Here is a 26390-nt window from a genome sequence, read left to right on the forward strand (position 1 = left end):
ACCCACCCCCATTCCGCTGTCGTTCAGAGACGGCCTCTTAGCGATTTCGTTTTCATCAGCGAAAACCTGCAGGCTGTTCGCAGGCCATCGACATCGACGCGCAGACCATTTTTCTCGCGCGCTGCACGTGTCGGCAGGTCTCTTATGGACTTGATGCCCGACGCGTGCTCAATCAGCCGGACCAGATTTCAGGAGCCAAGATGACGACAAACACGCTTCGGGCAAGTGTCGCCTGCGTCATTCTTACCTTGGCTGTGGCGCCGGCCGCCCTGGCCCAGACCACGTCGAAGGTGCAACAGGTCCCGCCATCAGCAGGCGGCGACATTCCGAAGACCTTCACCCCGATCCGGAACGGCTTTGACTACGTCAAGCGCGACGTGATGATCCCGATGCGCGACGGCGTGAAGCTGCATACCGTCATCGTCATCCCGAAAGGGGTTGCGCACGGTCCGATGATGCTGGATCGCACGCCCTACAGCGCCTCCAAGCTGACAGAGCGTGGCGAGGGCGGCCCGCTGCTCGGCCAGATCCTGTTCCCCGCCTATGCCGAGCTCGCGGAGCATGGCTACATCATCGTCGTCCAGGATGTGCGCGGCAAATACGGCTCGCAGGGCAAGTATGTCATGAACCGCCCGGTCCGCGGCGCCTTGAATGTGACCAGGACGGACAATGCGACCGACGCCTACGACACCATCGCCTGGCTGGTGAAGAATGTGCACGACAGCAACGGCCGGGTCGGCACGATCGGCACCAGCTATGACGGCTTCACCACGCTGATGAGCCTGATCGATCCGAATCCAGCACTCAAGGCGGCGGTGCCGATGAACCCGATGGTCGATGTCTGGATGGGCGACGACTGGTTCCATCACGGCGCCTTCCGCCAGGAGATGATGAGCTATGTCTATGGCCAGACCGCGAAGAAGGATTCCGGCGAGCACTGGTTTTCGCTTCGCTACGACGATTATGACACCTTCATGCACTATGTCTCTGCTGGCGCGTTCGGCGCCGCGATGGGCATGCAGCAGCTGCCGTTCTGGCAACGCCTGAGCCACAATCCCGCCTATGACGACTTCTGGCAGGACCAGGCGGTCGACAGGATCCTGGCAAAAGCCCCGCTGACGGTGCCGACGCTGCTGGTCGACAGTCAGTGGGACCAGGAGGACATCTATGGCGCACCCGCCGTCTGGCGCGCGCTCAAGGGCAAGCCGGGGGACGATAAGCTGCATCTCGTTCTCGGCCCCTGGTATCACGGCGAGGAGAACGCCCGCGCCTCCACGCTTGGCGTGTTGGACTGGGGCTCCGACACCGGCAAGTGGTTCCGCCAAAACGTCATGATCCCGTTCCTGGACGCGCATCTGAAGGACGCAGCACCCACGGCGCACATCGCCCGCGTCACTGCCTACGTGACCGGCACCGACAATTGGGTTCAGCTACCGGACTGGCCGGTCGCCAAGGCCACCACGCCGCTCTATTTCGGCGCCGGCGGCACGCTCGCCCTCTATCACATGCCCGCATCAGGCGCCGCCTACGACGAGTATGTCAGCGACCCGGCCAAGCCGGTCACCTACCGCGAACGACCGAACCGCGCCCCCTACGTCAAGGGCTCGAGCTGGCGCACCTGGCTGGTCGACGATCAGCGTTTCGCCGCCGCCAGGCCCGACGTGCTGGTCTACACCTCGGCACCCCTCGCAAAGCCGCTGCATATTGCCGGCCGGCCGCTCGTCGACCTGTTCGCCTCAACCAGCGGCACCGACAGCGACTGGGTGGTCAAGCTGATTGACGTCTATCCTGATATCGTCCCGGAGAAGCCGGAGATGGGCGGCTATCAGCTCGCCGTCTCGATGGACATTCTCCGCGGCCGCTCCCGCGATGACCCCGCCCGCCCGACCGCGATCCCGGCCGGCAAGGTTGTCGAGTATAAGCTGCCACTGACTGACATCGACCACGTCTTCCTGCCCGGCCACCGCCTCATGGTTCAGGTGCAGTCGAGCTGGTTTCCGCTCTATGACCGCAATCCGCAGACTTTCGTGCAGAACATTTTCTTTGCCAAACCGTCGGACTATCACACTGCCACACAGCGCATCTATCACGCACCCGGCATGGCAAGCGCAGTGTTGCTACCCGAACAGAAATAGGTCCATCGACACTGGATCATGTCGCGTCGGACGTGCAACATCATTGAGCTCGTCTCCCATTTGGCGTTTTCGTTCTGTTTGCCCTGATCGCCTCCGATTTTCTTCCAGCCGGATGTTATCCGCGGAGTCTGTCGATTTTGACAAAACGCTCAAATATCTGATGACACTGGCGGTGAGGCGGGTCCTTGTCTCTGACCTCTGCTTCGGAACTGAGCCGCTGGGTAGGATATATCTGAGCTGTCCGATCTGCTCTTTCATAGCCATTGCCTGTATGGCGGAAATTGCCATCCTGGCTGCGAGAATATTCCGATCACGGTATCGATCAGATCGCCCTCGTCAGCCCGGACCGGGCGGCTTTCCGAACACCGACTGCATGGCATCGCGATGTTGCTGCTTGCGCACGATCATCGCCCCGGCCCGCTCGATCTCGTTGCGGAGTTCCGCGATATAGGCGTGCAGTTCGTCGATGCCCATGGAATCCAGCGGCAGAATGTTCAGCCTTGCACGCGGCCGCTCCGGTAGATTATCGCTCACCTGTCAGCCTCCGTGCGCCGTTTGCCCGGCCGTCAGTTTTGCGCTCAGGTCGCTTCCGCGGCAAGTCCAGAACCGCTGACCTCGGCGTGCACCGGGTTCTTTGAAGAGGACGTGGTGCGGGCGCAGACGAACAGCACGACCGCCACCGACAGATAGGCAAACGCCACGGCCGGGGTGCGTCCGAAGCAGATCGCCTGGCTGTGGATCAGGCCGAACCAGGTCAGGCCGGCGCCGACGAGTGCGAAGATCGAGGCCTTGAGCAGGTCGCGGTCGATGATCAGCACGGTGATCGAGCCGAGAATGACGCCGGCCAGGGTGGCGCCGCCGCCGAGTACCGCGAGACCTTGATACAGCACGCCCGCATTTGCCAGCTTGTCAAAGCCGATCGCGGCGGCATTGGTGCCGGCGACGCCGAGCGCATTGTCCACAAGCGTCTTTCCCCAGGCGGCGATCTGCGGCACCAAAGCCAGGATGATCGCCGGCGCGTGCCGGTGCGGCGTCTCCTGGAACGCCTGCGCGCCGATCAGCATGCCGATATAGAGCAGAATCGGCAGGATCGCGACGACCGGGATCAGCGCCATCAGCACCGAGATGATGCCAAAGCTGGTCAGCAGCAGCACCAGGATCCCCGTCGCCGCCGAATAGCCGATGCGTCCGCCCATCGCCTTCCAGCCGGGATGGCCGATATAGACGGCATTGATGAACGGGTTGCCCATGCAGCAACCGATCAGGCTGATGACGCCGTCGGCGCCGAGCACCTGCGTGGTGGGGAAGGCGTCGCCGCCGGCCGCCGCACTCTCCACATTGTCCATCGCTTCGACGAGATCGTAGATGCCGAACGGGATAGCGGTGACCAGGATGATGCCGAGGAAATGGAAGCCCGCGAAGACGTGGCCGATCGCCGGGATCGGATATGAAAAGCCGAAGCCCGCGACCGAGCGCGCCAGACTGGCGCCGTCGAGGCCGCCATAGGACAGGCCGAAGAGATGCGAGCCCCAGGCGACCAGTGTTCCGATCAGGATCGCCATCAGGCCGCCCGGGATACCGGCGGGATAGCGCACGCCGCCGAACCAGGCGAGCAGGATGACGGCAAAGCAAATGATGCCGATCATCGGGGTCTGGAAGATCTGCGCCGCCGGGCTCATCGAAATGAAGGTGATGGAGATGCCGGCGAGTGAGCCGAGCAGGGCGGCGCGCGGCGTGATGCGCCGGATAGTGGGTGCGATCAGGCTGCCGCCCATCAGCACGAAGCTTTGCACGAACACCCAGGTCAGGCCGGCGTTCCAGGCTTGCATCGGGTCGTGCGTCGCATGCAGGATTGGCAGCATGACCACGAAGGTGACGACGAACATGTGCGGCACGCTGATACCCGAGGGCAGCGCGCAGACATCGCTGCGGCCGGTGCGTATGGCGAGCCTTCGTGCCAGCCACGCATAACAGACGGTGCTCAGGAACAGCATCAGGCCGAGTGCCGGCAGGATCCGGCCGAACACCAGATGGTCGGGCATGTTCAGCACGATCCGCAACAATCCGGTCAGCACCAGGACGTTGACCAGGATGTTCGTGCCGAAGCCGAAGAACGCGTTGAGATCGCCGACAACCCAGAGTTTTGGTCGGAACGGGGCGGTGTTTGAATGGCTCATGGCGTGCTGCTCCTGTTCGGTCGGAGGGGAGGGGCCAGGGACGGCAGGATGTCTGTAAAGCGGGCGACCCAGCCGAAGATGCCGCCTTGGGCCGCGATCACGCGCAAGGACAGCGCATGGAACTCGGGCGTATAGGAGGCGGTGCAGTCTTCCAGGACGACGCAGTCGAAGCCGCGGTCGTTGGCTTCGCGCACCGTCGTGCTGACGCAGACCTCGGTGGTTACGCCCGCAACCAGAAGCTGGGTGATGCCGCGTGTGCGTAAGATGTCGTCGAGGTCGGTGGCGAAGAACGCACCCTTGCCGGGCTTGTCGATGACCGGCTCGTCGGCGCGTGGCGCCAGCTTGTCGATGATGGCATGGCCGGGCTCGCCGCGGACCAGGATGCGGCCCATCGGGCCGGTATCGCCGATGCGCGCGCCGGGGCGGCCGCGCGCCAGCTTCGAGGCCGGCAGGTCGGCGAGGTCGGGGCGGTGGCCCTCACGGGTATGGATCACCGCCATGCCGAAACCGCGCGCCGCATGCAGCAGGACCTGCAACGGTGCGATCACGCAACGGAGCTGCCCGACATCGTTGCCGAGTGCCGCGCCAAAGCCGCCCGGCTCGAGAAAGTCGCGCTGCATGTCGATGATCAGCAGCGCCGCTTTGGCCGTATCGAGTGCAAACGCCTGCGGTAGAGCGGCGATTGTGGGCACGGCGCCTTCACTCCCACCTTCTTCAAAGGCCAAGGCCGAAGCCCACCGACCAGATGCCGAAATTGCGGTGCGCGGGCGTGCCGAATTGCCCGGTGCCGTCAAGCATCTGCGCCAGGATGAGCTGGCTGTTCATGATATGGTAGAACTGGATGGCGGCGTCTGCATACCAGGCGCCGAAATGGATGAAGTCGAGCGGCGCGGTCGCCTTCAGGGCGGCCGACACGACGCCGAAATTGCTCTGCCCACCCCAATAGCTTGCGGGTCCGACGGTGATCCAGGTCGGTGCGGTCAGCACCAGGGGCGCGCCATAGGCATGCAGGTCCCAGGCCGGCAACGCGCCCAGCTCGACATCAAACGTATTGCCCTGCCGCCCGGTGATCACCGTCGAACTGCCGGCGACCGCCCAGAACAGCTTTGCGTAAGGCTGGATCGAGATCGGCTGCAGCCAGGGGGAATCGTCGAAGGACAGGTTGAATTCGATATTATGCTTGACATGAAAGGCGCGTTGCGGACTGGTGAAGGCGACATATTGCACGCCCGCCTTGAAGTCGTGGAACAGCTTGGCGCCGACGCCGGCGAAATAATCCACCTCGTTGACGACGTTGCGGTTGGGCGCCTGGTAGCCGGGATTGAAGTCGCTCCAGGTGCCGGCGACGATCGAGAAGTCCGAGAACCGACTTTTGGCATCGCGTGGAAAGTCGAGTACCAGGCCGTCGAGGAGCTGCACGGTGTCGCCTTTGTCGGTCACCAGCAGGCCGCGCGGCGTGGCGTAAAAATTCAGCGACGCGTCGACGAAGCCATGCAGCGCCACCGTGTTGATGGCGGCGCGGTCAGGGTCGGCTGCATTTGTCCGGGCTGGGTCTGGGTGTTCGAGAGAGGTGCGGCCTGCGCGCCGTCGCTCTGGATCGTGCTGCTTTGGGCTTGCCCCGTCGCTGGCCAGGCCAACGATCCGAGAAACAGAAGTCCGAGACTGCGAAGACGCATGTTTCATGCCTCCGGTTGGTGTCACGCCAGCCAGGCGTCCCGTCGCGGCCGCTGCCGCTTCGGGACCATGCACGTTTCCACCAGAGGCCGATTGCTGTCGTCGGCGCTTTTTGTATACAAAACTGTATGCTACAGTGCATACGTCATGCAAGCGCAATTGTCTCGATTTCGAGCTCTTTATCAGGACCACCGCGCGGGGCTTGCGCACGGCGCCACGGCCCCGGCATGTGACGTCCGCATCAGGCCGCCTCAGGGAATTGCATGGATCCGCTCGCCACCAAGGCCGCCCCGCCGGCGCGGCTCTCCGCCGCCGAGGACCTCGCCCGCCAGCTCGCACAGGACATCATCGAAGGTGATCTGCTGCCCGGGATCAGGCTCGAGGAAGAGCCGCTGGCGGCACGCTTTGGTGTTTCACGCACCCCGGTGCGCGAGGCGCTGCATCACCTTGAGGGCACCGGGCTGGTCGAGCGCCGGCCTCGGCGCGGCATGGTGGTCAGCCGCATTGGCCGCGGCCGGCTCGACGCCATGTTCGAGGCGATGGCCGAACTCGAGGCCGCCGCGGCGCGGCTCTCGGCGCTGCGCATGTCGAGCCAGGAGAGCGGCGCGCTGATGCGTGCGCATCTCGACAGTCGCGTCCTGGTGGACGCGTCCGACCATCGCGCCTACGAACGCTTCAACCGCGCGTTTCACGAGCGCATCTATGACGGCACGAAGAATCCCGAGCTCGCCGCCATCACCCGGGCGATGCGGCTGCGGGTGGCGCCGTTCCGACGCGCGCAGTTCGAGCTGACCGGACGTCTGCTCGGATCCTTCACCGAGCACGGCAGGGTGGCGGCGTGCATCGCGCGTCGTGACGGCGATGCCGCGGCGCGCGAAATGCGGGCGCATCTGCTGCTGGTCAGCGATGCCTCGACCCTGCTCCGGGCGGTCAGGCCAGACCCATGACCCCAAACCTGCAAATCCCGGCTTTGCTGGAGGCCTATCGTGCCGCCCGCGAGACCCCGACCTCGGTCGCGCGCGCGGTGCTCGCGGCTATCGACCGGTATCCGGACCCGGCGGTGTGGATCGCGCGCGCCGACGCCGCACGGGTGCTGCGGCGCGCGGCCGACCTCGAAGCCGACCCGCTTGGCGCGCGCCTGCCGCTGTACGGCATTCCGTTTGCGGTGAAGGACAATATCGACGCCGCCGGCTACGCGACCACCGCCGCCTGCCCCGCCTTCGCCTATACGCCGGCCGACGACGCGGCTGCCGTGCAGCGTCTGCTTGATGCGGGGGCGATGCTGTTCGGCAAGACCAACCTCGATCAGTTCGCAACCGGCCTGGTCGGCACCCGCTCGCCCTTCGGCGCGCCGCATTGCGTGTTCGACGCGTTGGTGATCTCGGGCGGCTCCTCCTCCGGCTCGGCCGTCGCGGTGGCGGCAGGCCTGGTATCGTTCGCGCTCGGCACCGACACCGCCGGCTCGGGGCGGGTGCCGGCGAGCTTCAACAACATTGTCGGCCTGAAGCCGACGAAGGGGCTGGTCAGTACGCGCGGGGTGGTACCCGCCTGCCGCTCGCTCGATTGCGTCAGCATCTTTGCCGCTACCGCAGATGAGGCGCGCACTGTGCTCGACGTGTTGCGTGGCCCCGACGGCGACGATCCGTTCAGTCGCGACGAAGCCGCCCGCCCACTGCCGGGACGCGCGTTCCGCTTCGGCGTGCTGGCCGAGCACGACCGCGAGTTCCATGGCGACCACGAGGCGGCGGCGATCTACGACGATGCAATCGGGCGGCTACGCGCGCTTGGCGGTGCGCCCGTCGTGATCGACTACGCGCCGTTCCGCGAGGTGGCCGGAATGCTCTATGGCGGCGCATTCGTGGCCGAACGCCTGGCTGCGATCGGCGCGTTCCACGCCGCTCACGCGGACCAGATGGATGCCCAGGTGCGCTCGATCATCGACGGCGCCGCCGGCTTCAGTGCGGCGGACGCCTTCGTTGCGCAGTATCGCCTGCAAGCACTCGCCGGCCTGGCGGCACGGCAATGGCGCCACATCGATGTCCTGCTGTTGCCGACCACGCCCACCATCTTCACGACCGAGGCGATCCGCGGGGATCCGCTCGGCTGCAACAGCCGCCTCGGGCTCTATACCAATTTCGTCAACCTGCTCGACTATGCTGCCATCGCGGTGCCAGCGGGCTTTCGCGGCAATGGGCTTCCCGCTGGTGTGACACTGGTCGGGCCGGCCTTTTGCGACGACGATCTGGCGGCGCTCGGCGGCCGCCTGCATGCAGGTGCGCGAGTCGGCAGCGGTCTGGCGCGCGCGCCCGCCTGGAGCGACCCGGAGGCCGCGGGCGACATCCCGCTCGCGGTCGCGGGTGCGCATATGAGCGGCATGAGCCTGAACGCCGAACTGGTGGCGCTCGGCGCATGCTTCGAGGGTCCAGTGCAAACGGCCGCCTGCTACCGGCTGATGCTGCTCGCCGGCACCAGCCCCGCCAAGCCCGCCTTGCTGCGCGACGAGCGATTTGTCGGCCCCGGGGTCGCCATTGAGCTCTGGCGCCTGACCGCCGAGGCGTTCGGCCGCTTCGTGGCCGCGGTACCGCAGCCGATGAGCATCGGCAAGGTGCTGCTTGCCGACGGCAGCCTGGTGCCGGGGTTTTTGTGCGAACCCGCAGCACTGGCGGGCGCCCGCGAGATCACGGACCATGGCGGCTGGCGCGCCTATCTGGCAGCAGCCGCACAGGGCTGATTTACGGCGATCAGCCGGCCAGGCGCTGCAGTTCGAGGCCGTTGAGCTGGTCCGCGGTCATCCCGCTGCTGTCGACCGCAAACGCCATCTGGGTTTGTGCTGGCGCGACCGGCTCCGCCGCCGGCATCGCCGCCGGTGCTTGCCCGTGACCGAGTTGGAACAGATGTCGCGCGGCGTTCAGTGCCATCCTCTCCGGGTCGATCCCCGCCATCCTTTCGCCGACCGTTATGGCGACCCCAATCGGTCCGCCGAGCGCGAAGCTGGTGCCGAGCGAGGCGGCGAAGCGCAATGTTGGATTGCCCTCATCGCCGGTGATCGCCCGATAGATCGTGCCGACGACTGGCACATATTGCAGCGGGTTGAGGTCTTCGAGCAGTTCGTGGAACAGGCTGGTTCCGTGGCCCGGCGGAGGGGACGACGACACCGCGGGCGTGGGCAAGGCAGCTTCCGACGAAATCACATCCACCATGCAGGGCAGTATCGCACACCTAAGTAACCAAGCAGTTAACGCCGACCGATCCGATTGGACAGAACGGCGGCGTGACACGCCCTGAGCGGGTTTGCTGACCCGGTCTCGCAAGCGCAGGGCGACCACCCACTCACCCGACCATCGTTTCGGTTACGGCATGTGTTACGAGCCGCTCCTTGCTGATGGTTTTCGCGGAACAGAGTGGCGGTTCGTAGGCGCGTAGGAATGTGTCAACCGCATGATCAATCGCCTTGTCGTTTTGCACAGGGGCGCCGTACAGGGCCTGTTCCAGGAACCCGGCCTCGACAAGGCCCTTGAAGTGGCGCGACATCACTGCGGGGGACTCCTGACGTAGTTTTTCGCCTTGTATGAGCTTGGCGAAGTATGCCTCCATTTTCCTCAAGGCTCGTCCGGGCCCCTGCTCGTAGAGATGCGGCCCGAGTGAAGTGCTGGAACCTTCGGCGATCGCCGTCCGCGTTATCACCAGAACCTGCTCCCCTATGATGAAGGTAAGGTAGGCTTTGGCAAAGGCCTTCAGCACAACCCGAAGATCGTCTCGTCTTGGGTCGAGAAGATCCATGATCTGGTCCCCCGGACCCTCACAGGCAGATCTCATCGCCGACTCGAACAGGTCCTCCTTTGACTTGAAGTAGCTATACAGGGTGCCCTTCGAGCCGCCGAGCCGGCGGGAAATCATCGCCATGCTCGACCGTTCAAAGCCGAACTCTCGAAAGACCTCAAGAGCGACGTCAACGATCGCCTGGCGTCTGACCTCGGTCTTTACGCGCACACTCATTCCTTCCATTCTTTGCATCAGCAACCCTGGACCCTAGCGCCATGTTTCATGCACCTCGCACCAAGGCCGACACTCCCCTCAAAACCAAATCCACTCGCCTTCCGAACAGCGCCGCTCCACCTATTTGGGCTTGACATACCGCAGCCTATTTAAGACCATACCGTACGATTAAAGGCAACGTGCGCTGTGATCGTCGGCGAAGTCCTTAGGGCTTGATTGTACTCGCGTCATGGCATTGCCGGTCATGGAAATGATAGAGGCCTCCTGGTTGCGCACGGATACGTGAGCCTCGGAATTCATCAATCAGCCGCAGTTGGGAGAAGCAAATGCCCGCCCACACCTACAAGGTCGTAGAGATTGTCGGCTCCTCCGAGGCCTCAATCGAAGATGCCATACGAGGAGCGGTTGCAAAGGCAAGCGAGACGATCCGCCATATCGGCTGGTTCGAGGTCATGGAAACCCGCGGGCATGTCGTGGACGGCAAAGTGCAGCACTTCCAAGTCACGCTGAAGTTGGGCTTTACCCTGGAGGGCTAACACCGATCGCGGTGCTTGGCCGCCAAATTTGCAGCAATTCCTAAAACCAACCGCCAACCAGCGGCTATCGGTCTTTGCAGTTCCATCAAGGAAGGGTTCTGAATGAGTGCCTTAGACAATTCTGCCCTTGCGACGCTGTTTACCGACGCGCGTTCGCAAAACGGATGGCACCCGGACGGGGTGGACGATGCGGAGATCCGCAAGGCGTTTGACATCGCCAAATGGGGCCCAACGTCAATGAACACGCAACCGATGCGGCTGGTTTTGCTGCGTTCCTCCGAAGCCAAGGAGCGCCTGAAACCAGCGCTCGCTCCGACTAATGTGGAAAAGGTACTGACCGCGCCAGTTGTGGCAATCATCGCCTATGATGTCGAGTTCCACAATAAGTTGCCAACGGTATTCCCGCACAACCCCAAGGCCCAAGCCTACTTTACTGCAAATGAAGCGATGATCGAACCGACCGCGTTCAGGAACGGATCTCTCCAGGCCGCCTATCTGATGCTCGCGCTGCGGGCTGTGGGACTGGACGTGGGCCCCATGTCCGGTTTCGACGCGGCTAAGGTCAACGCCGAGTTTTTCGCTGATAAATCCTGGCGCGCAAACCTCATCTGCGGCATCGGCCACGGAGATCCAGCCAAGGTATTCAATCGTTTGCCACGCCTGACCTTCGACGATGTCAGCTTGACGCTGTAGCCGTTTATTCGATCACGGTTGGAAGGCCGGCGCCGATCCCTCATCAATGATCGGGTTGCGCAGAGTGCCGATACCCTGCACCTCGACTTCACACACGTCGCCCGGCTTCATCCAGAGCGGCGGAGTGCGCGCCAGGCCAACGCCGGCTGGTGTACCAGTCACGATAATGTCACCCGGTTCGAGCGCAAACGGTACGCTGAGAAGGCTTACGAGTGTTGCAACATCAAAGACAAGATCGTCGAGCGAGGCGTCCTGGACCACCATACCGTTCAACCGTGTCTTCAACCGCAGACCCTTGCACCCTGATGGCAGCCCCTCGGCAGTGACAAAGACCGGACCGAATGCGCCGGTGCCGTCAAAGTTCTTGCCGACCGTCCATTGCTGCGACTTGAACTGGTAGTCGCGCACGGATGCGTCATTGAACAACGAGTAGCCGGCGACGTGGTCCAGGGCCGCCGCACGTTCGATGGCGCGTCCAGCCTTGCCAATCACCGCGACGACCTCGCCCTCATAATCCAGCTGTTCTGAGACGCTGGGACGCACGATTGCCGCCTGATGCCCGACCAGGCTCGACGCGAACCTGGCAAAAACGGCTGGATACTCCGGCTGTTTGAAGCCGCTCTCTGCGGAGTGATCTGCATAATTCAGCCCGATGCAGATGATCTTGCCCGGATTGCGGATCGGCGGGTGCAGGATGACATCTTCAAGCCGAATGGGGGCGCCAGCGTCAAGAAGAAGACGCCCGGCTTGGGCGAGCGCATCGCCGCCCTGTTGCAGAAGCGTCAGCAGATCGCCCGGCGAGCGCGGATCCTCAAGTGACAGACCGTGAAATGGCCGTGAGCCGTCGGTCGCGGCGAGACCGGCGCGGCCATCCTGGACATAGGCGGCGAACTCCATATAGATCGTGCTCCAGGTTGCATTGATCTGCGGCTACGTGGGTGAGCCGCCTTCGGCCTCGTAATTATGGACGAAATCGGGCGGCAGGTTTGGGCCCCAAAGATAGAACCCGTCCTCCATAGGATGGTTGACGCCCTCCCAGTCCATGGTGTTCGGGACATAATCTATGTCACACGAATACTCTGAAAAACTGCCCCAAGGGTCCTGCACGTAGTGGAAGTAGTTTGAGCCGAGAACGTGCCGGCCGAAACCCCATCCCTTCATGTAACCCTTGTCGGCCATCGCCATGGCACCGAGCCCGATGTCCTCAATCGCGGGAACGTCCCAGCTCAGATGATGCAGACCGGGGGCGTTCGACTTCGCGAACGCGACGAGATGATGATCGGAGCCGTGAACACCGTGCAGAAACGCTATGGCATCGGCTGACCTGTCGGAGAGGCGGAGGCCCAGGATGCGACTATAAAACGCGACAGCCCGGTCAATGTCCGGCGTGAAGCGGAGTATATGACTCAAACGACGTGGCGGAACACGGTCGGACAGCCGTCTATAGGGCGCGTTGCGCTGCCCGGCAGGTGTTGATTGCACCGCCATCGGCACCTTCCTGTCCGGCGACGTTTTGGGCCCAACGCGTATCTCGATCAGCATGCCGTCGTGGTCGCGAAACCATAGCCCATTGCTATCGAAGCCGGGCGGTGGGTCGATGAGCGGCACGCCTTCGTGTTCGAGATGCCGGCGGAAGCGGCCCAGGTCTTCCTCGAAACAGTGAAAGGCAATGTGCTGCATGGCCTTGCGCGGTCCCTCGACAACGCGGCCCCAACGATAAGCGTCGGCTTTGCTATGCAGTCCGAGGGAATTGCCGTCGGCCAGGGTGTCGAGCCCGAAGTGACCGTAGAACCGGGCTGCCGTTTCCACATCCGGGACAGTCAGGACAAACTCGCCGATGGAGTGCACACCGAGCAGACCGCCTCGGCGCACGGGCTGTTGGTAGCGGCCAATTGCGGTCATGCGTGGCCTCCCTTTGGTTTGACTGGCAGTTTTCTACTGCAGATCCAGCCTACATTGGACAAAGACAGAGACCTGTCAACAGAAAGTACATTTTTATAGTCGCGCCTGCTCAGGCCGCCATCTCAGCCCGGTTGAAATGTGCCCTGAGCAGGATCCTTGTCGTCTCGTTGATATGATAGGCAATCGCCTTCACCGCTCGATCTTTGTCGCGGTCGAGCGCCGCAAGCATCAGGCCACGGTGTTCGGCTTCCACGTCGCGATCAACGTCCGCCAGCGGCACGGACAAGCTTCGGTAGCGCTCGGACTGGGCGTAGAGCTGAGACCTGATCCGAAGCAAGGTCTGGTTCGGACACGCGGCGACAAGAGCCTCATGGAACACCTCGTGCGCGTTGACCCAGGCCTCGCCGATCCGTGCCGTGTCGCCAGGCTCGCGCCAGGGCGTGCGGCGCAGGCGATGGGCAGAGCCAAGCAGGCGCTCTTCCCAGCCGAGATCCCCGTTCTCGATGGCCATGCGTAGGCAAAGCGATTCGACCTCCACTCGGGCAACCGTCAGGTCCGCAAGGCCATCCGCCGAGATCGTCCCCGCCTGAAAGCCGCGCTGCGGTTCGAGGGTCACCAGACCCTCAGCGGTCAGCCTGGACAACGCTTCGCGGACCGCTCCCGAACTTGCGCCGTGCCGGTCACAGAGGACTGCAATACGCAGCTTTTCCCCCGGCCGCGTTCGACACGCGAGGAGATCAGCGCGCACCGCGCGATACACAGCTTGAGTGAGACTATCGGGTTGGCGAGAACGCATTGCATGCCTCTTAGCAGACGCCCCTCAAAAATGAAAGTACATTATCCATTGACATGTACATCAGGCAGTGGAATGTCTGCCACAACTGGTCGGGGCACACCCAGTCTCCCCCAACCGCGCAGTCGCGGGGGAGGGAAAGCGGACTGGTAGCGGCAAACACGTGGAGGTGCGCGCTTCATCCTGGCCGCAATAAGAGCGCGGAGGATGATTGCTCGAGACAAACCTGATGTGAGTGGGTCTGTAGAGTAAAGGCAAACACTCGATCAAGTTCTCTACCGAACGTAGGGCCAAACTCGCTTTTACAGAACTACAAATTGATAAACAATAATGCGGCAAACAACCGCCTAATATTGGGGAAGGAAAATTGGATGCGGTCAAATCGAGTAGTAGTGCCCGTTTCTGCGTTCCTCATCGCAGGCTTCTCGTTTGTCGCCCGCCCCGGCGACGCCCAAACGCCTCTTGCCACCGTCACACCCGGGCCCATTGCGGGCAGCGTGAGCAGACCCACCACCCTTATCACGCAGGCGATACCCGCCACGTCCACGAATGAGCCACTCTCGGCGAACCGCGGCAGCGCCTCCGGGATCTCGACCAACCCCAGTAATAACACGACGGGCAACCTGGCTCTGCATGGGGTGCCGTTGCCGCTTTCAGGACCGCCGCTGACCGGGCTCTTCCCATCGGTCGGTGAGGCGCTGCTTGCAGACGGCATCGACTTTCATGGACTGGCATTCGATCATTTTCTCGCCAACCCCACAGCCGGCAACATCACCGGACAGACCTATAACCTCGGGGCGATCCTGCCGGCAGTCGATGTAGACTTGGGGAAGCTCGCCGGTATCACCGGAGGAAACATCCATGCCCAGGCCACGTTCTTCGGGCTAACCTCCGACATTCCCGCGATCATCACGGATACTGGGGGGTTTCTGACGGGCTACCAGACGACCCCGAACCCACTCTCCAGCCCCGTGATTCTCTCTGTACTGACCTACGAGCAAAAGCTCCTCAATGACAGGCTATCGATCGAAATCGGCCGAACAAACGCCTACCACTACTTTCTACTTCCAAACGCATTAGACATATTCAACGACTTCTCCAGCACATTCAATGTCGATGGAGACTTCTCCGCCAATCCATTCCCGGTATGGGGCGGCCGTGCCACCTACCACTTCACGCCCAAATGGTACGTGCAGGGTGGAGCTTTCGAAGACAATTACTACCGCTCTGTCTACAACCCGGATAATTTCGGCGTGACCGGGAACTCCGGCGCGCAGATCCTCGGCGAGGTCGGCTACCGCAGCGAGTTCAGCAATGCGGACTATCCCGCCAACTTTGAGCTGGGGGCAGAGTGGAACACGAGAAAAGGGTATTCAAACATTAAAGGTGCAGCGGTGATTGCCTCACCGTTCAACGAGGCGACCGACTATCCCGGGGGCGGCGTTATTTTCTTCGAGGGAGAAAAAGTTCTTTGGCGCGGTTCGAAGCCAGCATTCGGTCCTCCAGCGAACATTGCGCTGTATGGCTCCATCGACGCGTCGGTGGACAAGCCGCAGCCGATCGACATGGACGCCCTCGCCGGAATTAATTTCACCGGGGTGATTCCTGGACGACCGTTCGACGCGCTTGGTCTTCAGGTGCATTACCAGCGGCTGAGCGCCATTGAGGCGAACTATGAAACCAGGGTCCAGAACATTTTCGCCGGGCCTGGACCTAGTCAGAGCCGGGACAACTATGCCTTCGAGGTCGTCGGCAACATAGCCCTGACACCCTGGCTGGAGTTCGACCCGACCGTGCAATACTTCGTAAACCCCGACAACCTCTTCGATCCTGCTCAACCCAGGCGTCCAAGCGACGGCTTCATGGCCGGCGCGTTCGCTGTCATCCCGCTCGGTCCGCTCCTGGGCACAAGCAACAAACCGTTCTGAGTCGAAATCCCGTTCTGCACCAACAAGAAGGATCGGTGACGTCATCATGAAGCAAGACAAGCAGTTTGACGCAATCGCTGTCGCGGCGCCGGACGAGATTGTAGACATCTCCAAGGCGCTCGATGAGGCGCCGGTCGGGAGGCTGATGATCCAGGTCGGAATTCTCTGTGGAGCCGTAGCCCTGCTCGATGGCACCGACACCACTTCCATCGGCGTCGCGGCGCCACTGATCCTCCACCATCTGAGGCTATCACAAGCCCATCTCGGTCCGATCTTTTCGTCGGCGCTGTTTGGCGCCATGTTGGGAGCGCTCAGTTTCGGAACTCTCGCTGACCGCTTCGGGCGCAAGAGCATGCTCGTCATTGCGACGTTGATCTTCGGCGTGTTTACAGCGGCGACAGCGTTCGCTGGTTCATTGCAGAGTTTGCTCGCGATCCGTTTTTTCCTGGGCCTCGGTCTGGGCGGTGCTGCGCCATGTTTCATCGCGCTCGCCTCCGAATATGCGCCGAGTTCGCACCGCGAGCTGGTAGCAGGACTGATCTGGACGGCCTTTCCGCTAGGCGTCATCGTGGGAGCGGTTCTGAACGCCTACATCCTGTCGCATGCGCACTGGCCCGCCATCTTTCTTGTCGGCGGTGTGTTGCCCCTGATGATCTGCGTGGCGTTGATGATCTGGCTGCCGGAGTCGCTTCGCTTTCTGCTCGTGCGGCGACCGGGCTCTGCCAGGATCAGGCAAATCGTATCAAAACAGCTCCCATTGGTGTCGAGCAGTGCCCGGCTCGTTAGCGGCGAGGCGAGTACAGTGGGACCATCGATGAGGGGTCTGTCCCTGGCTGGACGAGGTTTGGAGACGCTGTTCGTCTGGATCTCGTTCATGGCGGCGTTTGGCATGACGGCGGCGACCTTCTTCTGGTCTCCGATATTTCTCCATAATCACGGCTTTACACTTCCCGCGGCCTCAATGATCGTCGGGGTTGGCGCCGGCGTTGGCTCGCTACTTGGAGCAGCCGGCGCCGGTCGCCTGATGGAGAAATTCGGATCAACGGCGACATTGGCAACCACCTTCCTCCTCGCGACGCTGACAACGGCGACATTGGGCTACGCCTCGTTGGCCCCGGTGCCGATGGTTGTCGACGTTATTGCCAATGGCGTGCTTCTCGCCGGCATCAGCACGGCGGGAATGCTCGCGTTGGCCGCTGATCTCTATCCGACCGCGATGCGGTCCACCGGCGTTGGATGGGCCATGGGGGCCGGCCGGCTCGGTGAAGTCCTCTTGCCACTCCTGATCGGCGTATTGATCGGGGTGAGTGGCGAGTTCGGCAAGGAGGTATTCCTGACGATCGCCTGCGCGCCATTTTTGGGAGCGCTTTCCATTCTAGGCCTGAGGTGGCACAGCTTGCGCTCGCGGACCGCCGGTCGCCTCTCGGTCTCGGGATGAGGCGGTCCTTGGCGCCTGTCGCTCTCAAAACGTGTCATGGCCTGCCATTACGGCCTATCACGACCATGACGCCGAAATTGCGTCGGCGTTTCGCCGAAGGTCTCAGTGAATGCACGTGCAAACGCATGAGAGCTGCGGTAGCCTAGGCTGGCGCCGACATCTGCAATCGACCGTCGCCCCTCCTCGACCATTCCAGAGGCGAGGTGCATTCTCAAGCGGGCAAGGTAGGCAAACGGCGTTTCCTCCATGGTTGCGCGGAAATGCTCCGCAAAACCGGACCGCGAGCGACCGGAGGCTGCTGCGATATCGCGAAGTGTCCAATGTCGAGCCGGTTCGGCGTGGATGGCATCGAGCGCGCGTGAGATCGTCGGGTCCGCCAACCCACGAACCCAACCCTTCTCATGGGCCGAGCCAAGCAGCGATCGCCGCAACGTCATGACGAAGATCAATTCGATGATTCGTTCAGCAACAGCTGCAAATCCTGGCGCGGGCGTGCTCCCTTCGGAGGACACGAGGTCAATTGCCGCGGCCAGCCAGGCTTCGTTCTGAGCATTGGCATTTTGAACCAGGGTAATCTCCGGGAGATTACGCATCAGGGGCCCGTGTTCCTGTCCGGCAAGAGTAACGATGCCGGACAGCAGCCGGACCATTGCGGTTGCGCCACCAACTGTCGTGAGCAACGCCCGATCAACACCTGTCTTCAGGTAGTCCGCCGCAAGGCCCTCTTGTTCGGCAAAGTCCATGATCTCGATGTGCTGACTGCCGCGTCCGGTCTCTACCCGGTAATCAGGCCAGCGCGGCAGCAGCACAAAATCACCGGCTTCCAACCGAACGGATTGTCTCTGGCACGCCAGCCTGCAGCTTCCTTCGACGACATAATGGAACGGGATCCCGGGCTGATGGGCAAATCCGAGCGAGACATCGATCCCAAGTCGCAGGTCGGCGATGAGCGGCGACCTGAACCGGGTCGATCGAAGAATGTGCGTGAGCGGGTCCATTTGGACGATATATACCAGATTATGGACGAGCACGCACTTTTCGGCCGAAGCGCACTCACTTAGAACTTTTACTCGTCACCTTGGCTTCAGGGCACCAATTCCGAGCGGCAGGGTCTCGCTTCGGAGAGGTGAAGATTAAGCGGGGCAGAGCAATCGGCCTGACAAGAACTGGGACAAGAAAATCCCTCCCGACGAGGAGGTTTTGGGTGGAGAAGCCATATGACCGACTATCTGATGAACACGTGGTATATGGGCGGCTGGGGCCACGAGATTACTGACCAGCCCATCTCGCGCCGCCTGCTCGGCGTAAACACGATGTTTTACCGAAAGACGGACGGGTCGGTCGTGGCACTCCGTGACCGCTGCCCACATCGCTTTGCCCCCCTATCAAAGGGCAAGATCATCAATGATCAAGTCCAATGTCCGTATGATGGCCTCGTATTCGATAGTACTGGTCAGTGCGTCGCCAACCCGATTACGAGCGATACGCGTATCCCCGAGGCGGTGCGTGTCCAGCGCTTTCCCGTCTTGGAGCAGGCGAACATCGTCTGGTTCTGGCCTGGGGACCCGGCGAGGTGCGACAGTGCGCTGATCCCGCAGTTCCCGTATCTGGCGGACGTCGAGAACTACAAGCATGTCTATGGCCTGACACCGGTCAAGGCTCATTTTGAGATAGAGACTGATAATTTGATGGACCTCAGTCATGTCGACATGCTGCACCCCGCGTTTGCCGGCGCCTTCAACAAGTCGAGCAAATATACCGCGGGACGAAATGGGAACACGGTGTTTTCGCATTGGCATACAACCAACACCAGGAATACGGCATTTCTCGAATATGGGCCGTTCCCCACCCATGGAGCGCCGGTTGACCAGTGGCTCGAGATGTATTGGCAGCCACCGGGCGCTATGTTCCTGGAAGTCATCGTGACAAAGACAGGTGAACCCCGTTCGGCTGGCTATTCAACAAAAAACGTGCACATTCTGACACCGGAGACGGAACACAGCACGAACTACTTCTGGTCGGGCGCTCTAAATTCCGAGGATCAAGTCCCACTTGAGGTGTTCAGAGAAGGCTTCAACAACGCTTTCGAATTCGAAGACAAGCCGATGATCGAGGCTGTAGCGGCGGAGATGGGAGAGGAGACCAACCTTCTCGCGATGAAACCGCTCCTGCTGCGATCGGATGGCGGCTCGGTTCTGGCGCGTCGCGTTTTGGCAGAGTTGATTGCCAGGGAAAGAAGCGAAGATGCTGGTTCCGCGGTCGCAGCCGAGTAGACCAGTACAGCAGGTCCCGGAGATGCCACGGAGAGGGCTTTGCTCGTCTCCTGAGCCTGGTGCGCATCCAGGATATGTCCGGGTGACAACGCGTGACTTCTCTCCGTGACGAACGCATGCACACTGCAACGGAGGACGAGGACGTCATCAGGGACAAGCGCTTACTCGGAGATCCTTGACCGCCTGAGGTTACGGACCGACTTGGATAAGGTTGAAGCCTATGTCGGCCACCCATTCGGGGCCTCCTATCGATGTCTGGACTTTTCGTGGTGACGCGCGAAGGCCGCGAAACACAGATCGAGGCTAAGGCGGGTCTCTCAGTCATGCAGGCCCTCCAAGGCGGAGGCGTGGACGAGTTGTTTGCCATCTGCGAAGGCTGTTGCCCATGTGCGACGTCCCACGTCTACGTCGACGAGGATGACCTGCTCGACAGCTGAAGCCATCGTATGGGGGAGTTGCGACTATCCTGTCAGGTGCCCTTCACACCAGTCCCCGACGGCCTGCGCGTGATGATTGCGCCAGAGGACACAGCGCGACCGGCAGCCTTCCTAGGAGAGCCAGCATCTCGCTCGTCAAATTACCCCATGGTCATGAGCGGCCTCTATTATCGAAGGATGACCTGCCTGACCATAAGCACTATGCTCGTCTTGTCGTCGAGCCTCTTGGCTTCTGGCCCACGCAAGACGTGGCCGTGTTGACTGGTCATGGTGTCAGCACTGTCACAAAAGACTATGCGCTGGCCAAGCGACTGATCGAGAGCGCCATCCTCATCACGCCGACACGGCGGCCGGAGGCGCGGATTTCGCTCAAGGTCATGTGAGAGGGCCGGAGCCTCTAGCAGAGTTGGGACCAGAGATGGAAACATTGCCGACCGAGTCTGACGTCGCAGCTACATCGATCTACCGAAAGGAACTGTTTGAAGGACTTTCCGGGCGCTATCGCTCGTCTTCCACTCAGGCCGAGGACGACCACCCACTGATCGTGGCGCTGCACGGTGGTACTTTTTCCTCGCTCTATTTCGACGTTCCCGGCGTCTCGCTCTTCGACCGTGCCAATCTTTTGGGTCTGCCGATCCTGGCTCCTGACCGCCCCGGATACGGCGAGAGCGTCGATCTGGAAGTCGGGCAACCAGCGCTTGATGGTAATGCGGCTCTCCTGCGCGATGCCCTTGGAACGGCCTGGCGCGATTATCGAGGGTCTGCCCGTGGCATCGTGCTGCTTGGCCATTCAATAGGGGCGGCAATCGCCATGAAGGTGGCCAGCATGGCGCTTGCCTGGCCTCTACTCGGCCTCGTGCTTTCCGGTCTCGGGCTGCGCACGCCGCCGCAATCAAGGGACACGCATCCAGCATTTCCTGAAGGAGCGAAGTTCCTGATGCCGAAACAGGCAAAGGACCAGCTCATGTTCGGACCACCCGGCAGTTTCGACGCGCGAATGCCACTTGCGACCAGCATCGCGGATACCACCGTGCCCCAACGCGAACTCATCGAAATTACGACCGTTTGGCAGCACGAGATCCTCAATGTGGCAGCAAAGATCAAGGTTCCGGTACATTACCGACAGGCCGAATTTGATCGGTTGTGGATCGTCGACCGCGCTGAGATTGCGGGCTTTGCCGCATCGTTCTCCGGATCGCCCCTTGTCGATGCGGCGATGATGCCCGGGATTGGCCATTGCGCCGATTTTCATCACAGCAGCGCCGGCTTGCATTTCCAGCAGCTCGGTTTCGCCCTCCAATGCGCCGCCCTGAACAAGATCGCGTCGTAGTGCTTCAAAGTAACAGAAGTTCGACTCGTCACCACAGCCGGGTGGCATCGAACATACTTGTACACGAACCGATTTGTTGAAGCCGGTCCACGATTCAGACTTGACTCGTCCCGCTACGCCTGACAACCATACCGTCCTGTACGGTATGAGCGACAGTCAGGCACGGTAAGCTTAAGAGGAGGAAACACGGGTTTCCAGGCACCGCTGGGTTGGCCATTGCTGAACGACTTCACCTTGCCTAATCGATCCGGTTCGCGGCCAAGGTAATCAGGGTCTCCTTTGCCAAAGCGCCTATGCCGCTTGCACCCATAATTCTTGTCCGTGTTGGTTCCGCGGTTGTCGAAGTGCTTTTGAGCTGCAGCGCCCTCCGGCGAGAGGGGTAGTCAAAAAACGCCCGATCCTCAGGTGGAAAGGGTAAAATCATCGGGAGGTGAGTTTGGATTACAAGTCGACAGACGGGCACGGTCCGAACACGTCGGAACCGGTGCACCGGTTCCCTGACTGCGACCGGACCGGGCCGCTGTTTGGTCCCAATAAGATCAAGCTCGGCGTATTCGGGCTCAATCTCTGCAGCGCTGCCGGGATTACCGCAGCGCAAGACCGTCATGAAATTGGCTGGGAGCAGAATGTCAGGCTTGTTCAGCAAGCAGAGGCGGCTGGCTTTGAAGCAGCGGTGCCGGTTGCACGCTGGCGCGGATTTGAGGGCGCCTCAAATCCCTGGGGCGAGAGCTTTGAGACCTATACATGGGCGGCCGGACTGGCGGCCGTCACCAAACGCATTGGCATATTCTCCACATCGCATGTCCTTACCGTCTCGCCGGTGATGGCCGCGAAGGCCATGGTCACCATCGATCATATCTCTGACGGCCGCGCGGTCCTCAACGTGGTCGCTGGATGGTTCAAGAAGGAATTGGATATGTTCGGAGTGGGCGACCTCGATTCCGCGGGACGCTACGCTTACACGGCCGAGTGGATGGACGCCTTGCTGCGTCTCTGGACTCAGAACGAGACCTTCGATTTCAATGGCCATTACATCAATATAAAAGATGGGTATCTTCAGCCAAAGGCGATCCAGCGCCCGAGGCCGCCAGTCATGAACGCTGCCATGTCACCCGTTGGCCACGCCTTTGCGGCGCGCTGGGCTGATATTGCCTTTGTGTCGATCGACTCCGCTGATCAGGCGGCGATCAAGGAAAAGGTCAGGGGACTTCGGCAGCTTGCGGCCGACAATGGTCGTGAACTTCAGATCTGGGCCGCCTCGTTGGTCCTCTGCGCAGCCACGGAGGCCGCGGCGAAGGACGAGATCGCCCGCTACATCGAACGCGAAGGCGATCCGGCGGCGGCGGCCAATCGAACGGCCTGGGGCCTTGCAGGAGAGCGTCCATCCGAGGGGCGAAAGGATACCATGCAGAAGAAGGGCAGTGTGGATGGCGGCCTTTCGCTGATCGGGACACCCGCCCAGATCGCCGACAACATCTGTCAGCTGTCGGAGGCGGGCATCGACGGCTTGTGTCTGGCCTGGTTCAACTTCGAAAAAGGGGTGCCGATGTTTATCGGGGAGGTGCTGCCTCTGCTCGAACGAGCTGGTGTTCGGCAAGCCGTCGAGATGGGGCAGTTCGCGTGACTGGGATTGGGAGGACAAAGTGAGCCAGCAGCGGCCCAGGGCAAGTCAGCATCGTTATCCATCCCTATCGGGACGAAACGCCATTGTTACGGGGGGTGGACGGGGTCTCGGGCGGGTGATGGCGCTCGCCCTTGTCGAGCAAGGTGCCAATGTCATGATTACCGGCGCCCGTGCCACCAGCGAGCTCGCCATCACCGAGGGCGAGGCCAACGATATGGAAGCCGGACGCTGCGTCAGCATGACGGCAGACGTCTCCGATCCTGCGGCGTGCGAAGCTGTGGTGCGTGCCACTGAAGCGGCCTTTGGATCAGTCGACGTCTTGGTCAATAATGCCGCTCGTGGACCGCTTGAGCAGCTCGAGGCGGCGGGTCGGCAGGCACAGGTGCAGCAGGGCTTGCCGACGGCGCCGCAATTCAACCAGACCGCCCTCGGCAGCCGCTTCTGGGAAAGCGATGTTGCCGGTCATCTCCGGATGTTGCTGACGAATCTCGGCGGACCTTTCATGATGGCCCGCGCATGCGTTGGCGGGATGGTGGAGCGGCGGTTCGGCCGAATCGTCAACATCTCGACCTCGCGACCGACGATGGTCCATACCGGCTTCGGCCCCTACGGACCGCTCAAGGCGGCGCTTGAGGCGAGCAGCCGCATCTGGGCGGCTGAGCTGGAAGGCACTGGTGTCACGGTCAACGTCCTGTTGCCGGGGGGAGCAAGCGATACGTCGGCCATTCCGGGCGGAGGCGTTGGCCACCGTGCTCCGCCGTTCCGCGCGGGAGAGGGGCCGCGTGGCCAGGAGGCATATACCAAGGGTCTGCTGCCACCGGCGATCATGGCGCCCCCTCTGCTTTGGCTTGCGTCCGATGAGTCGAATGGTGTGACCGGACGACGCCTCCTTGCGCGTGACTGGAGCGACGAGGCGGAGACGGCACAGGCCGCCATGCACGCCGAAGCTGATCGTATCGACGTTCCGCACATCATTTAGCCAGGAGCTGGCTCGTGCTTTACGGCACTGGGTAGAAGATAATCATTTGCCGTTGCGTCAACACCGTGACGGCCCCTCCAAAACAGGCCGGGAGCCTCATGATCAGCCTCCCATAAGACCCATGAAGCTTAAAGGAAACCAAATGGCCGGCGCCTCACGGATTGACATGCATCAGCATCTCTTGCCGCCCGAATTTGTGTCCGCTTTGGAGCGGCACGGAATGGGTGCATGGGCGCCCGCGGGCTGGAGCGCCGAGGGTGCCTTGGCGATGATGGATGCGCATGAAATCGCGGCTGGCGTGTTGTCCCTTTCGACGCCCGGGCCTTGCCTTGGTGATGAGAGCGAGTCGCGCCTACTGACGCGGCAGATCAACCAGCGGCTTGCCGAGTTGGTGAAGGGCCGCCCGGATCGATTCGGCATGTTTGCATCGGTTCCGCTCCCCGACATAGACGGATCGCTTGAGGCCATCCGACACGCCTACGACGATCTCTCGACCGACGGGGTCGTGCTGCTCGCAAGCCATCAAGGCACCTACCTCGGAGCGCCGGCCTACGAGCCGGTCATGGCCGAACTCGATCGGCGCGCGGCGGTTGTCTTCATTCATCCTACCCATCTGCCAGGTCCGCCCGCGCCGGGGGTTCATCCCGTCCTGGCGGATTTTCTTCTCGACACCACACGTGCGGCGATCAGCCTGGTTCTAAACGGCATCCCCAAGCGGTACCCGAACCTCAAGATCATCCTGTCACACGCGGGTGGGTTCCTTCCCTTTGCGGCCTATCGCGTGGCCAATCTCGCCAACGTCATAGACAAGGATCTAAGTTATTCAGAGGTTCTGGACGGGCTCTCCACGTTTTACTTTGATACCGCGCTATCGAGCAGCCCATCCGCACTGCCTAGCTTGTTGCAGTTTGCCCGGCCCGGCCACATCGTGTTCGGCTCTGACTCGCCTTACTGTGATGATAAGACGATCGCGTTCTTCGCGGATGGATTGGACCGTTATGAGGACCTCGATCCAGAGGGGCACGCGGCCATCAACCGTCGTAACGCCGAAATCCTGCTTCCGCGTTTGACCGCACGCTGAGCCTTCACGGCTCGGGGCCCACAGGGACGTACAATTGACTCTTGACTCTACCTCAGAAGGCCTTATAAACGGACCGTACAGTACGGTAGAATGACGGCACGTTAGAAGCCGGAACGCCGAGGAGGAGCCGTAATGCTGGAACGCAAATTTCAGGAGCCTGGGTGGATCCGGTCACTCGCAGTGCCACCGGCTGATGCGACTGATGGCGACATCAACCTTTCTTCTGCCGAGCTTCGGGACGAGTTGCTGCAAGCCGTCAGGGTCGTTGCAGGGACATTAGAAGCGAATTCGGCCAAGTCCGATATTCGCGGTCGGCTTTCTGATGACTCCGTTGCTGCTCTGCGTTCGCACGGCTTCTGGAGAATGCGGCTATGCCGCGAGCTTGGCGGGTTCGAGCTTCCGATCGTCACCCAGATCGAGGTGCTTGCGGCGCTGGCGGATGTAGACGCCTCAAGTGCCTGGTGCACCATGGTCGTCAATGACGGCTTGGCCGTTCTCGGCGCAACGATGCCAGCCTCCACGATCGAGCGGGTGTTTGCGGATGGCGTGCCGTCATGCTCGATTGTCGCGGCACCTGGCGGCGTCGCACGCCCTGTCGAGGGCGGGTATCTGGTTAACGGCACATGGCGGCTGGCGAGTTCCATCCACCATGCGAACTGGGTGCATGCCTGCGCCTATATCGAGCGTGATCCCTCCCGCTTGCTGCCGCTGGCCATTCCCGTGCAGGACGTCGAGATGCTCGACACTTGGAACGTCGTCGGCCTACGCGGGACGGGCTCAAACGATTTCAAGCTGACGGATTATTTTCTCTCGGCGGATCTCACAGGGCACGAGGAAAACCCGCATGGTCAGGTTCGGGGCACGCGTCGCTACGACAGGGTCGAGGTCGAGTCGCTCGAGAGCTATGAACATCTGGCCTTTGCGACAGGGATTGCTCGCAGGGTTCTGAGGGAGCTGCGTGGAGTGCTTGCCAAGCCGCCGGTCGGCCGCAACGTGGGTGACCGCGAGGTCGTGCAGGAGCAGTTTGGCCGGTCCGTTCTCAGGCTGCAGGCAATCGAGGCGCTGGCCTACTCGCTTTATGCCCGCGTCGATGCCGCGGCACTTGGCGGGTCGCAGTGCTGGTCCGAGGGGGAACGGCATCTGCCACGTGTGCTTGCGGCCCAGGCGACCGAGTTGGCTCTGGAATGCGTGCAACTTGCTTTTCGCAGGTCCGGTCTCGCCGCGCTGCAAAGCCCCAATATCCTGGAGAAATTGCTCCGCGACATGAGCGTGGCCGCGACGCATGTCATCGTCGATGACGCGGCGTTTGCGTCCTACGCTCAGCAGCTTATCGAAACCGGCGCTGCGTTCGAGTTCTCAAATGCTCGTTTGCAGTTTGACGTGGTTCGGTGATG

The 26390-nt window shown here is 61.8% G+C and carries 24 protein-coding genes; 14 read left to right on the forward strand and 10 right to left on the reverse strand.

The annotated features are described in order from the left end of the window. Nucleotides 1-200: 200 nt before the first annotated feature. Nucleotides 201-2135: a CocE/NonD family hydrolase gene (locus ACQY4K_RS17775; protein ID WP_428391524.1), complete on the forward strand. Its 1935-nt coding sequence runs from the start codon at nt 201-203 to the stop codon at nt 2133-2135. Nucleotides 2136-2471: 336 nt separating this feature from the next. Here the strand turns inward: ACQY4K_RS17775 and ACQY4K_RS17780 are convergent, their stop codons facing one another. Genes ACQY4K_RS17780 through ACQY4K_RS17795 form a run of 4 tightly spaced genes read right to left on the reverse strand, consistent with a single transcriptional unit; the run spans nt 2472 to nt 5815 of the window. Next, nucleotides 2472-2669: a DUF1192 domain-containing protein gene (locus ACQY4K_RS17780; RefSeq protein ID WP_428391525.1), complete on the reverse strand. Its 198-nt coding sequence runs from the start codon at nt 2667-2669 to the stop codon at nt 2472-2474. Between the two features lie 44 nt (nt 2670-2713). Beyond that, the gene (locus ACQY4K_RS17785; RefSeq protein WP_428391526.1) at nt 2714-4312 is read right to left on the reverse strand and encodes a hypothetical protein; all 1599 of its coding nucleotides are present in this window, start codon (nt 4310-4312) and stop codon (nt 2714-2716) included. Next, a complete protein-coding gene (locus ACQY4K_RS17790; protein WP_428391527.1) occupies nt 4309-5004 on the reverse strand; it encodes a cysteine hydrolase family protein in 696 nt (231 codons plus the stop codon). The genes ACQY4K_RS17785 and ACQY4K_RS17790 overlap by 4 nt, the downstream gene beginning before the upstream one ends. Before the next feature lie 22 nt (nt 5005-5026). Beyond that, complete coding sequence (locus tag ACQY4K_RS17795; protein ID WP_428391528.1) at nt 5027-5815, reverse strand: hypothetical protein; 789 nt, start codon at nt 5813-5815, stop codon at nt 5027-5029. A 434-nt stretch (nt 5816-6249) separates the two neighbouring features. On the opposite strand from ACQY4K_RS17795, the gene ACQY4K_RS17800 reads away from it, so the two are divergent. Together ACQY4K_RS17800 and atzF are read left to right on the forward strand one after the other, a co-directional pair. Continuing rightward, a complete protein-coding gene (locus ACQY4K_RS17800; RefSeq protein WP_428391529.1) occupies nt 6250-6933 on the forward strand; it encodes a GntR family transcriptional regulator in 684 nt (227 codons plus the stop codon). Next, nucleotides 6930-8717 (forward strand): allophanate hydrolase, encoded by a 1788-nt coding sequence (atzF, locus tag ACQY4K_RS17805; protein WP_428391530.1) that lies wholly within the window; start codon nt 6930-6932, stop codon nt 8715-8717. Before ACQY4K_RS17800 ends, atzF begins: the two co-directional genes overlap by 4 nt. Before the next feature lie 10 nt (nt 8718-8727). Here the strand turns inward: atzF and ACQY4K_RS17810 are convergent, their stop codons facing one another. Then, a complete protein-coding gene (locus ACQY4K_RS17810; RefSeq protein WP_428391531.1) occupies nt 8728-9156 on the reverse strand; it encodes a hypothetical protein in 429 nt (142 codons plus the stop codon). 160 nt (nt 9157-9316) lie between these two features. Further along, a complete protein-coding gene (locus ACQY4K_RS17815; protein WP_428391532.1) occupies nt 9317-9982 on the reverse strand; it encodes a TetR/AcrR family transcriptional regulator in 666 nt (221 codons plus the stop codon). A gap of 326 nt (nt 9983-10308) precedes the next feature. Here ACQY4K_RS17815 and ACQY4K_RS17820 point away from each other — a divergent pair, with 326 nt between their 5' ends. Continuing rightward, nucleotides 10309-10518 (forward strand): dodecin, encoded by a 210-nt coding sequence (locus ACQY4K_RS17820; protein WP_428391533.1) that lies wholly within the window; start codon nt 10309-10311, stop codon nt 10516-10518. 102 nt (nt 10519-10620) lie between these two features. Next, the gene (locus tag ACQY4K_RS17825) at nt 10621-11211 is read left to right on the forward strand and encodes a malonic semialdehyde reductase (protein WP_428391534.1); all 591 of its coding nucleotides are present in this window, start codon (nt 10621-10623) and stop codon (nt 11209-11211) included. A 12-nt stretch (nt 11212-11223) separates the two neighbouring features. On the opposite strand, the gene ACQY4K_RS17830 is transcribed toward ACQY4K_RS17825, so the two are convergent. The 3 genes from ACQY4K_RS17830 to ACQY4K_RS17840 all read right to left on the reverse strand — a co-directional run bounded on the left by ACQY4K_RS17830 (nt 11224) and on the right by ACQY4K_RS17840 (nt 13909). Then, nucleotides 11224-12108 carry a fumarylacetoacetate hydrolase family protein gene (locus ACQY4K_RS17830; protein ID WP_428391535.1) on the reverse strand — a complete coding sequence of 295 codons (885 nt, stop codon included), beginning with the start codon at nt 12106-12108 and terminating at the stop codon, nt 11224-11226. 33 nt (nt 12109-12141) lie between these two features. Further along, entirely contained in the window at nt 12142-13113 is a 972-nt protein-coding gene (locus ACQY4K_RS17835) for a VOC family protein (protein WP_428391536.1), read from the reverse strand. 109 nt (nt 13114-13222) lie between these two features. Continuing rightward, on the reverse strand, nt 13223-13909 hold the full coding sequence (locus tag ACQY4K_RS17840) for a GntR family transcriptional regulator (RefSeq protein ID WP_428391537.1): 687 nt from the start codon (nt 13907-13909) through the stop codon (nt 13223-13225). 368 nt (nt 13910-14277) lie between these two features. Here ACQY4K_RS17840 and ACQY4K_RS17845 point away from each other — a divergent pair, with 368 nt between their 5' ends. Beyond that, complete coding sequence (locus ACQY4K_RS17845) at nt 14278-15834, forward strand: carbohydrate porin (protein ID WP_428391538.1); 1557 nt, start codon at nt 14278-14280, stop codon at nt 15832-15834. Between the two features lie 46 nt (nt 15835-15880). Continuing rightward, a complete protein-coding gene (locus tag ACQY4K_RS17850) occupies nt 15881-17272 on the forward strand; it encodes an MFS transporter (RefSeq protein WP_428391539.1) in 1392 nt (463 codons plus the stop codon). A 47-nt stretch (nt 17273-17319) separates the two neighbouring features. On the opposite strand, the gene ACQY4K_RS17855 is transcribed toward ACQY4K_RS17850, so the two are convergent. After that, nucleotides 17320-18270 carry an AraC family transcriptional regulator gene (locus tag ACQY4K_RS17855; protein WP_428391540.1) on the reverse strand — a complete coding sequence of 317 codons (951 nt, stop codon included), beginning with the start codon at nt 18268-18270 and terminating at the stop codon, nt 17320-17322. Between the two features lie 219 nt (nt 18271-18489). Between ACQY4K_RS17855 and ACQY4K_RS17860 the strand changes: the two genes are divergently transcribed. The 7 genes from ACQY4K_RS17860 to ACQY4K_RS17890 all read left to right on the forward strand — a co-directional run bounded on the left by ACQY4K_RS17860 (nt 18490) and on the right by ACQY4K_RS17890 (nt 26388). Beyond that, a complete protein-coding gene (locus tag ACQY4K_RS17860; protein WP_428391541.1) occupies nt 18490-19545 on the forward strand; it encodes a Rieske 2Fe-2S domain-containing protein in 1056 nt (351 codons plus the stop codon). A gap of 691 nt (nt 19546-20236) precedes the next feature. Next, entirely contained in the window at nt 20237-20365 is a 129-nt protein-coding gene (locus tag ACQY4K_RS17865) for a hypothetical protein (RefSeq protein WP_428391542.1), read from the forward strand. A gap of 35 nt (nt 20366-20400) precedes the next feature. Continuing rightward, nucleotides 20401-21312 (forward strand): alpha/beta hydrolase, encoded by a 912-nt coding sequence (locus ACQY4K_RS17870; RefSeq protein ID WP_428391543.1) that lies wholly within the window; start codon nt 20401-20403, stop codon nt 21310-21312. A 436-nt stretch (nt 21313-21748) separates the two neighbouring features. Continuing rightward, a complete protein-coding gene (locus ACQY4K_RS17875; protein WP_428391544.1) occupies nt 21749-22936 on the forward strand; it encodes an LLM class flavin-dependent oxidoreductase in 1188 nt (395 codons plus the stop codon). A gap of 19 nt (nt 22937-22955) precedes the next feature. Continuing rightward, a complete protein-coding gene (locus tag ACQY4K_RS17880; protein ID WP_428391545.1) occupies nt 22956-23915 on the forward strand; it encodes an SDR family oxidoreductase in 960 nt (319 codons plus the stop codon). 142 nt (nt 23916-24057) lie between these two features. Further along, nucleotides 24058-24996 carry an amidohydrolase family protein gene (locus tag ACQY4K_RS17885; RefSeq protein ID WP_428391546.1) on the forward strand — a complete coding sequence of 313 codons (939 nt, stop codon included), beginning with the start codon at nt 24058-24060 and terminating at the stop codon, nt 24994-24996. A gap of 363 nt (nt 24997-25359) precedes the next feature. Then, nucleotides 25360-26388, forward strand: a complete 1029-nt coding sequence (locus tag ACQY4K_RS17890; RefSeq protein WP_428391547.1) for an acyl-CoA dehydrogenase family protein — start codon at nt 25360-25362, stop codon at nt 26386-26388. The last annotated feature ends 2 nt before the right edge of the window (nt 26389-26390 follow it).

The sequence above is a fragment of the Lichenicoccus sp. genome, assembly GCF_965276875.1.
Taxonomy (GTDB): Bacteria; Pseudomonadota; Alphaproteobacteria; order Acetobacterales; family Acetobacteraceae; genus Lichenicoccus.

What these genes read in the sequence shown, in the direction of transcription:
- ACQY4K_RS17855 (WP_428391540.1), bottom strand. Translation starts at nt 18,270, where the DNA reads ATGGACCCGCTCACGCACATTCTTCGATCGACCCGGTTCAGGTCGCCG.
- atzF (WP_428391530.1), top strand. Translation starts at nt 6,930, where the DNA reads ATGACCCCAAACCTGCAAATCCCGGCTTTGCTGGAGGCCTATCGTGCC.
- ACQY4K_RS17850 (WP_428391539.1), top strand. Translation starts at nt 15,881, where the DNA reads ATGAAGCAAGACAAGCAGTTTGACGCAATCGCTGTCGCGGCGCCGGAC.
- ACQY4K_RS17860 (WP_428391541.1), top strand. Translation starts at nt 18,490, where the DNA reads ATGACCGACTATCTGATGAACACGTGGTATATGGGCGGCTGGGGCCAC.
- ACQY4K_RS17800 (WP_428391529.1), top strand. Translation starts at nt 6,250, where the DNA reads ATGGATCCGCTCGCCACCAAGGCCGCCCCGCCGGCGCGGCTCTCCGCC.
- ACQY4K_RS17845 (WP_428391538.1), top strand. Translation starts at nt 14,278, where the DNA reads ATGCGGTCAAATCGAGTAGTAGTGCCCGTTTCTGCGTTCCTCATCGCA.
- ACQY4K_RS17775 (WP_428391524.1), top strand. Translation starts at nt 201, where the DNA reads ATGACGACAAACACGCTTCGGGCAAGTGTCGCCTGCGTCATTCTTACC.
- ACQY4K_RS17830 (WP_428391535.1), bottom strand. Translation starts at nt 12,108, where the DNA reads ATGGAGTTCGCCGCCTATGTCCAGGATGGCCGCGCCGGTCTCGCCGCG.
- ACQY4K_RS17825 (WP_428391534.1), top strand. Translation starts at nt 10,621, where the DNA reads ATGAGTGCCTTAGACAATTCTGCCCTTGCGACGCTGTTTACCGACGCG.
- ACQY4K_RS17835 (WP_428391536.1), bottom strand. Translation starts at nt 13,113, where the DNA reads ATGACCGCAATTGGCCGCTACCAACAGCCCGTGCGCCGAGGCGGTCTG.
- ACQY4K_RS17885 (WP_428391546.1), top strand. Translation starts at nt 24,058, where the DNA reads ATGGCCGGCGCCTCACGGATTGACATGCATCAGCATCTCTTGCCGCCC.
- ACQY4K_RS17785 (WP_428391526.1), bottom strand. Translation starts at nt 4,312, where the DNA reads ATGAGCCATTCAAACACCGCCCCGTTCCGACCAAAACTCTGGGTTGTC.
- ACQY4K_RS17815 (WP_428391532.1), bottom strand. Translation starts at nt 9,982, where the DNA reads ATGAGTGTGCGCGTAAAGACCGAGGTCAGACGCCAGGCGATCGTTGAC.
- ACQY4K_RS17890 (WP_428391547.1), top strand. Translation starts at nt 25,360, where the DNA reads ATGCGGCTATGCCGCGAGCTTGGCGGGTTCGAGCTTCCGATCGTCACC.
- ACQY4K_RS17840 (WP_428391537.1), bottom strand. Translation starts at nt 13,909, where the DNA reads ATGCGTTCTCGCCAACCCGATAGTCTCACTCAAGCTGTGTATCGCGCG.
- ACQY4K_RS17870 (WP_428391543.1), top strand. Translation starts at nt 20,401, where the DNA reads ATGGAAACATTGCCGACCGAGTCTGACGTCGCAGCTACATCGATCTAC.
- ACQY4K_RS17820 (WP_428391533.1), top strand. Translation starts at nt 10,309, where the DNA reads ATGCCCGCCCACACCTACAAGGTCGTAGAGATTGTCGGCTCCTCCGAG.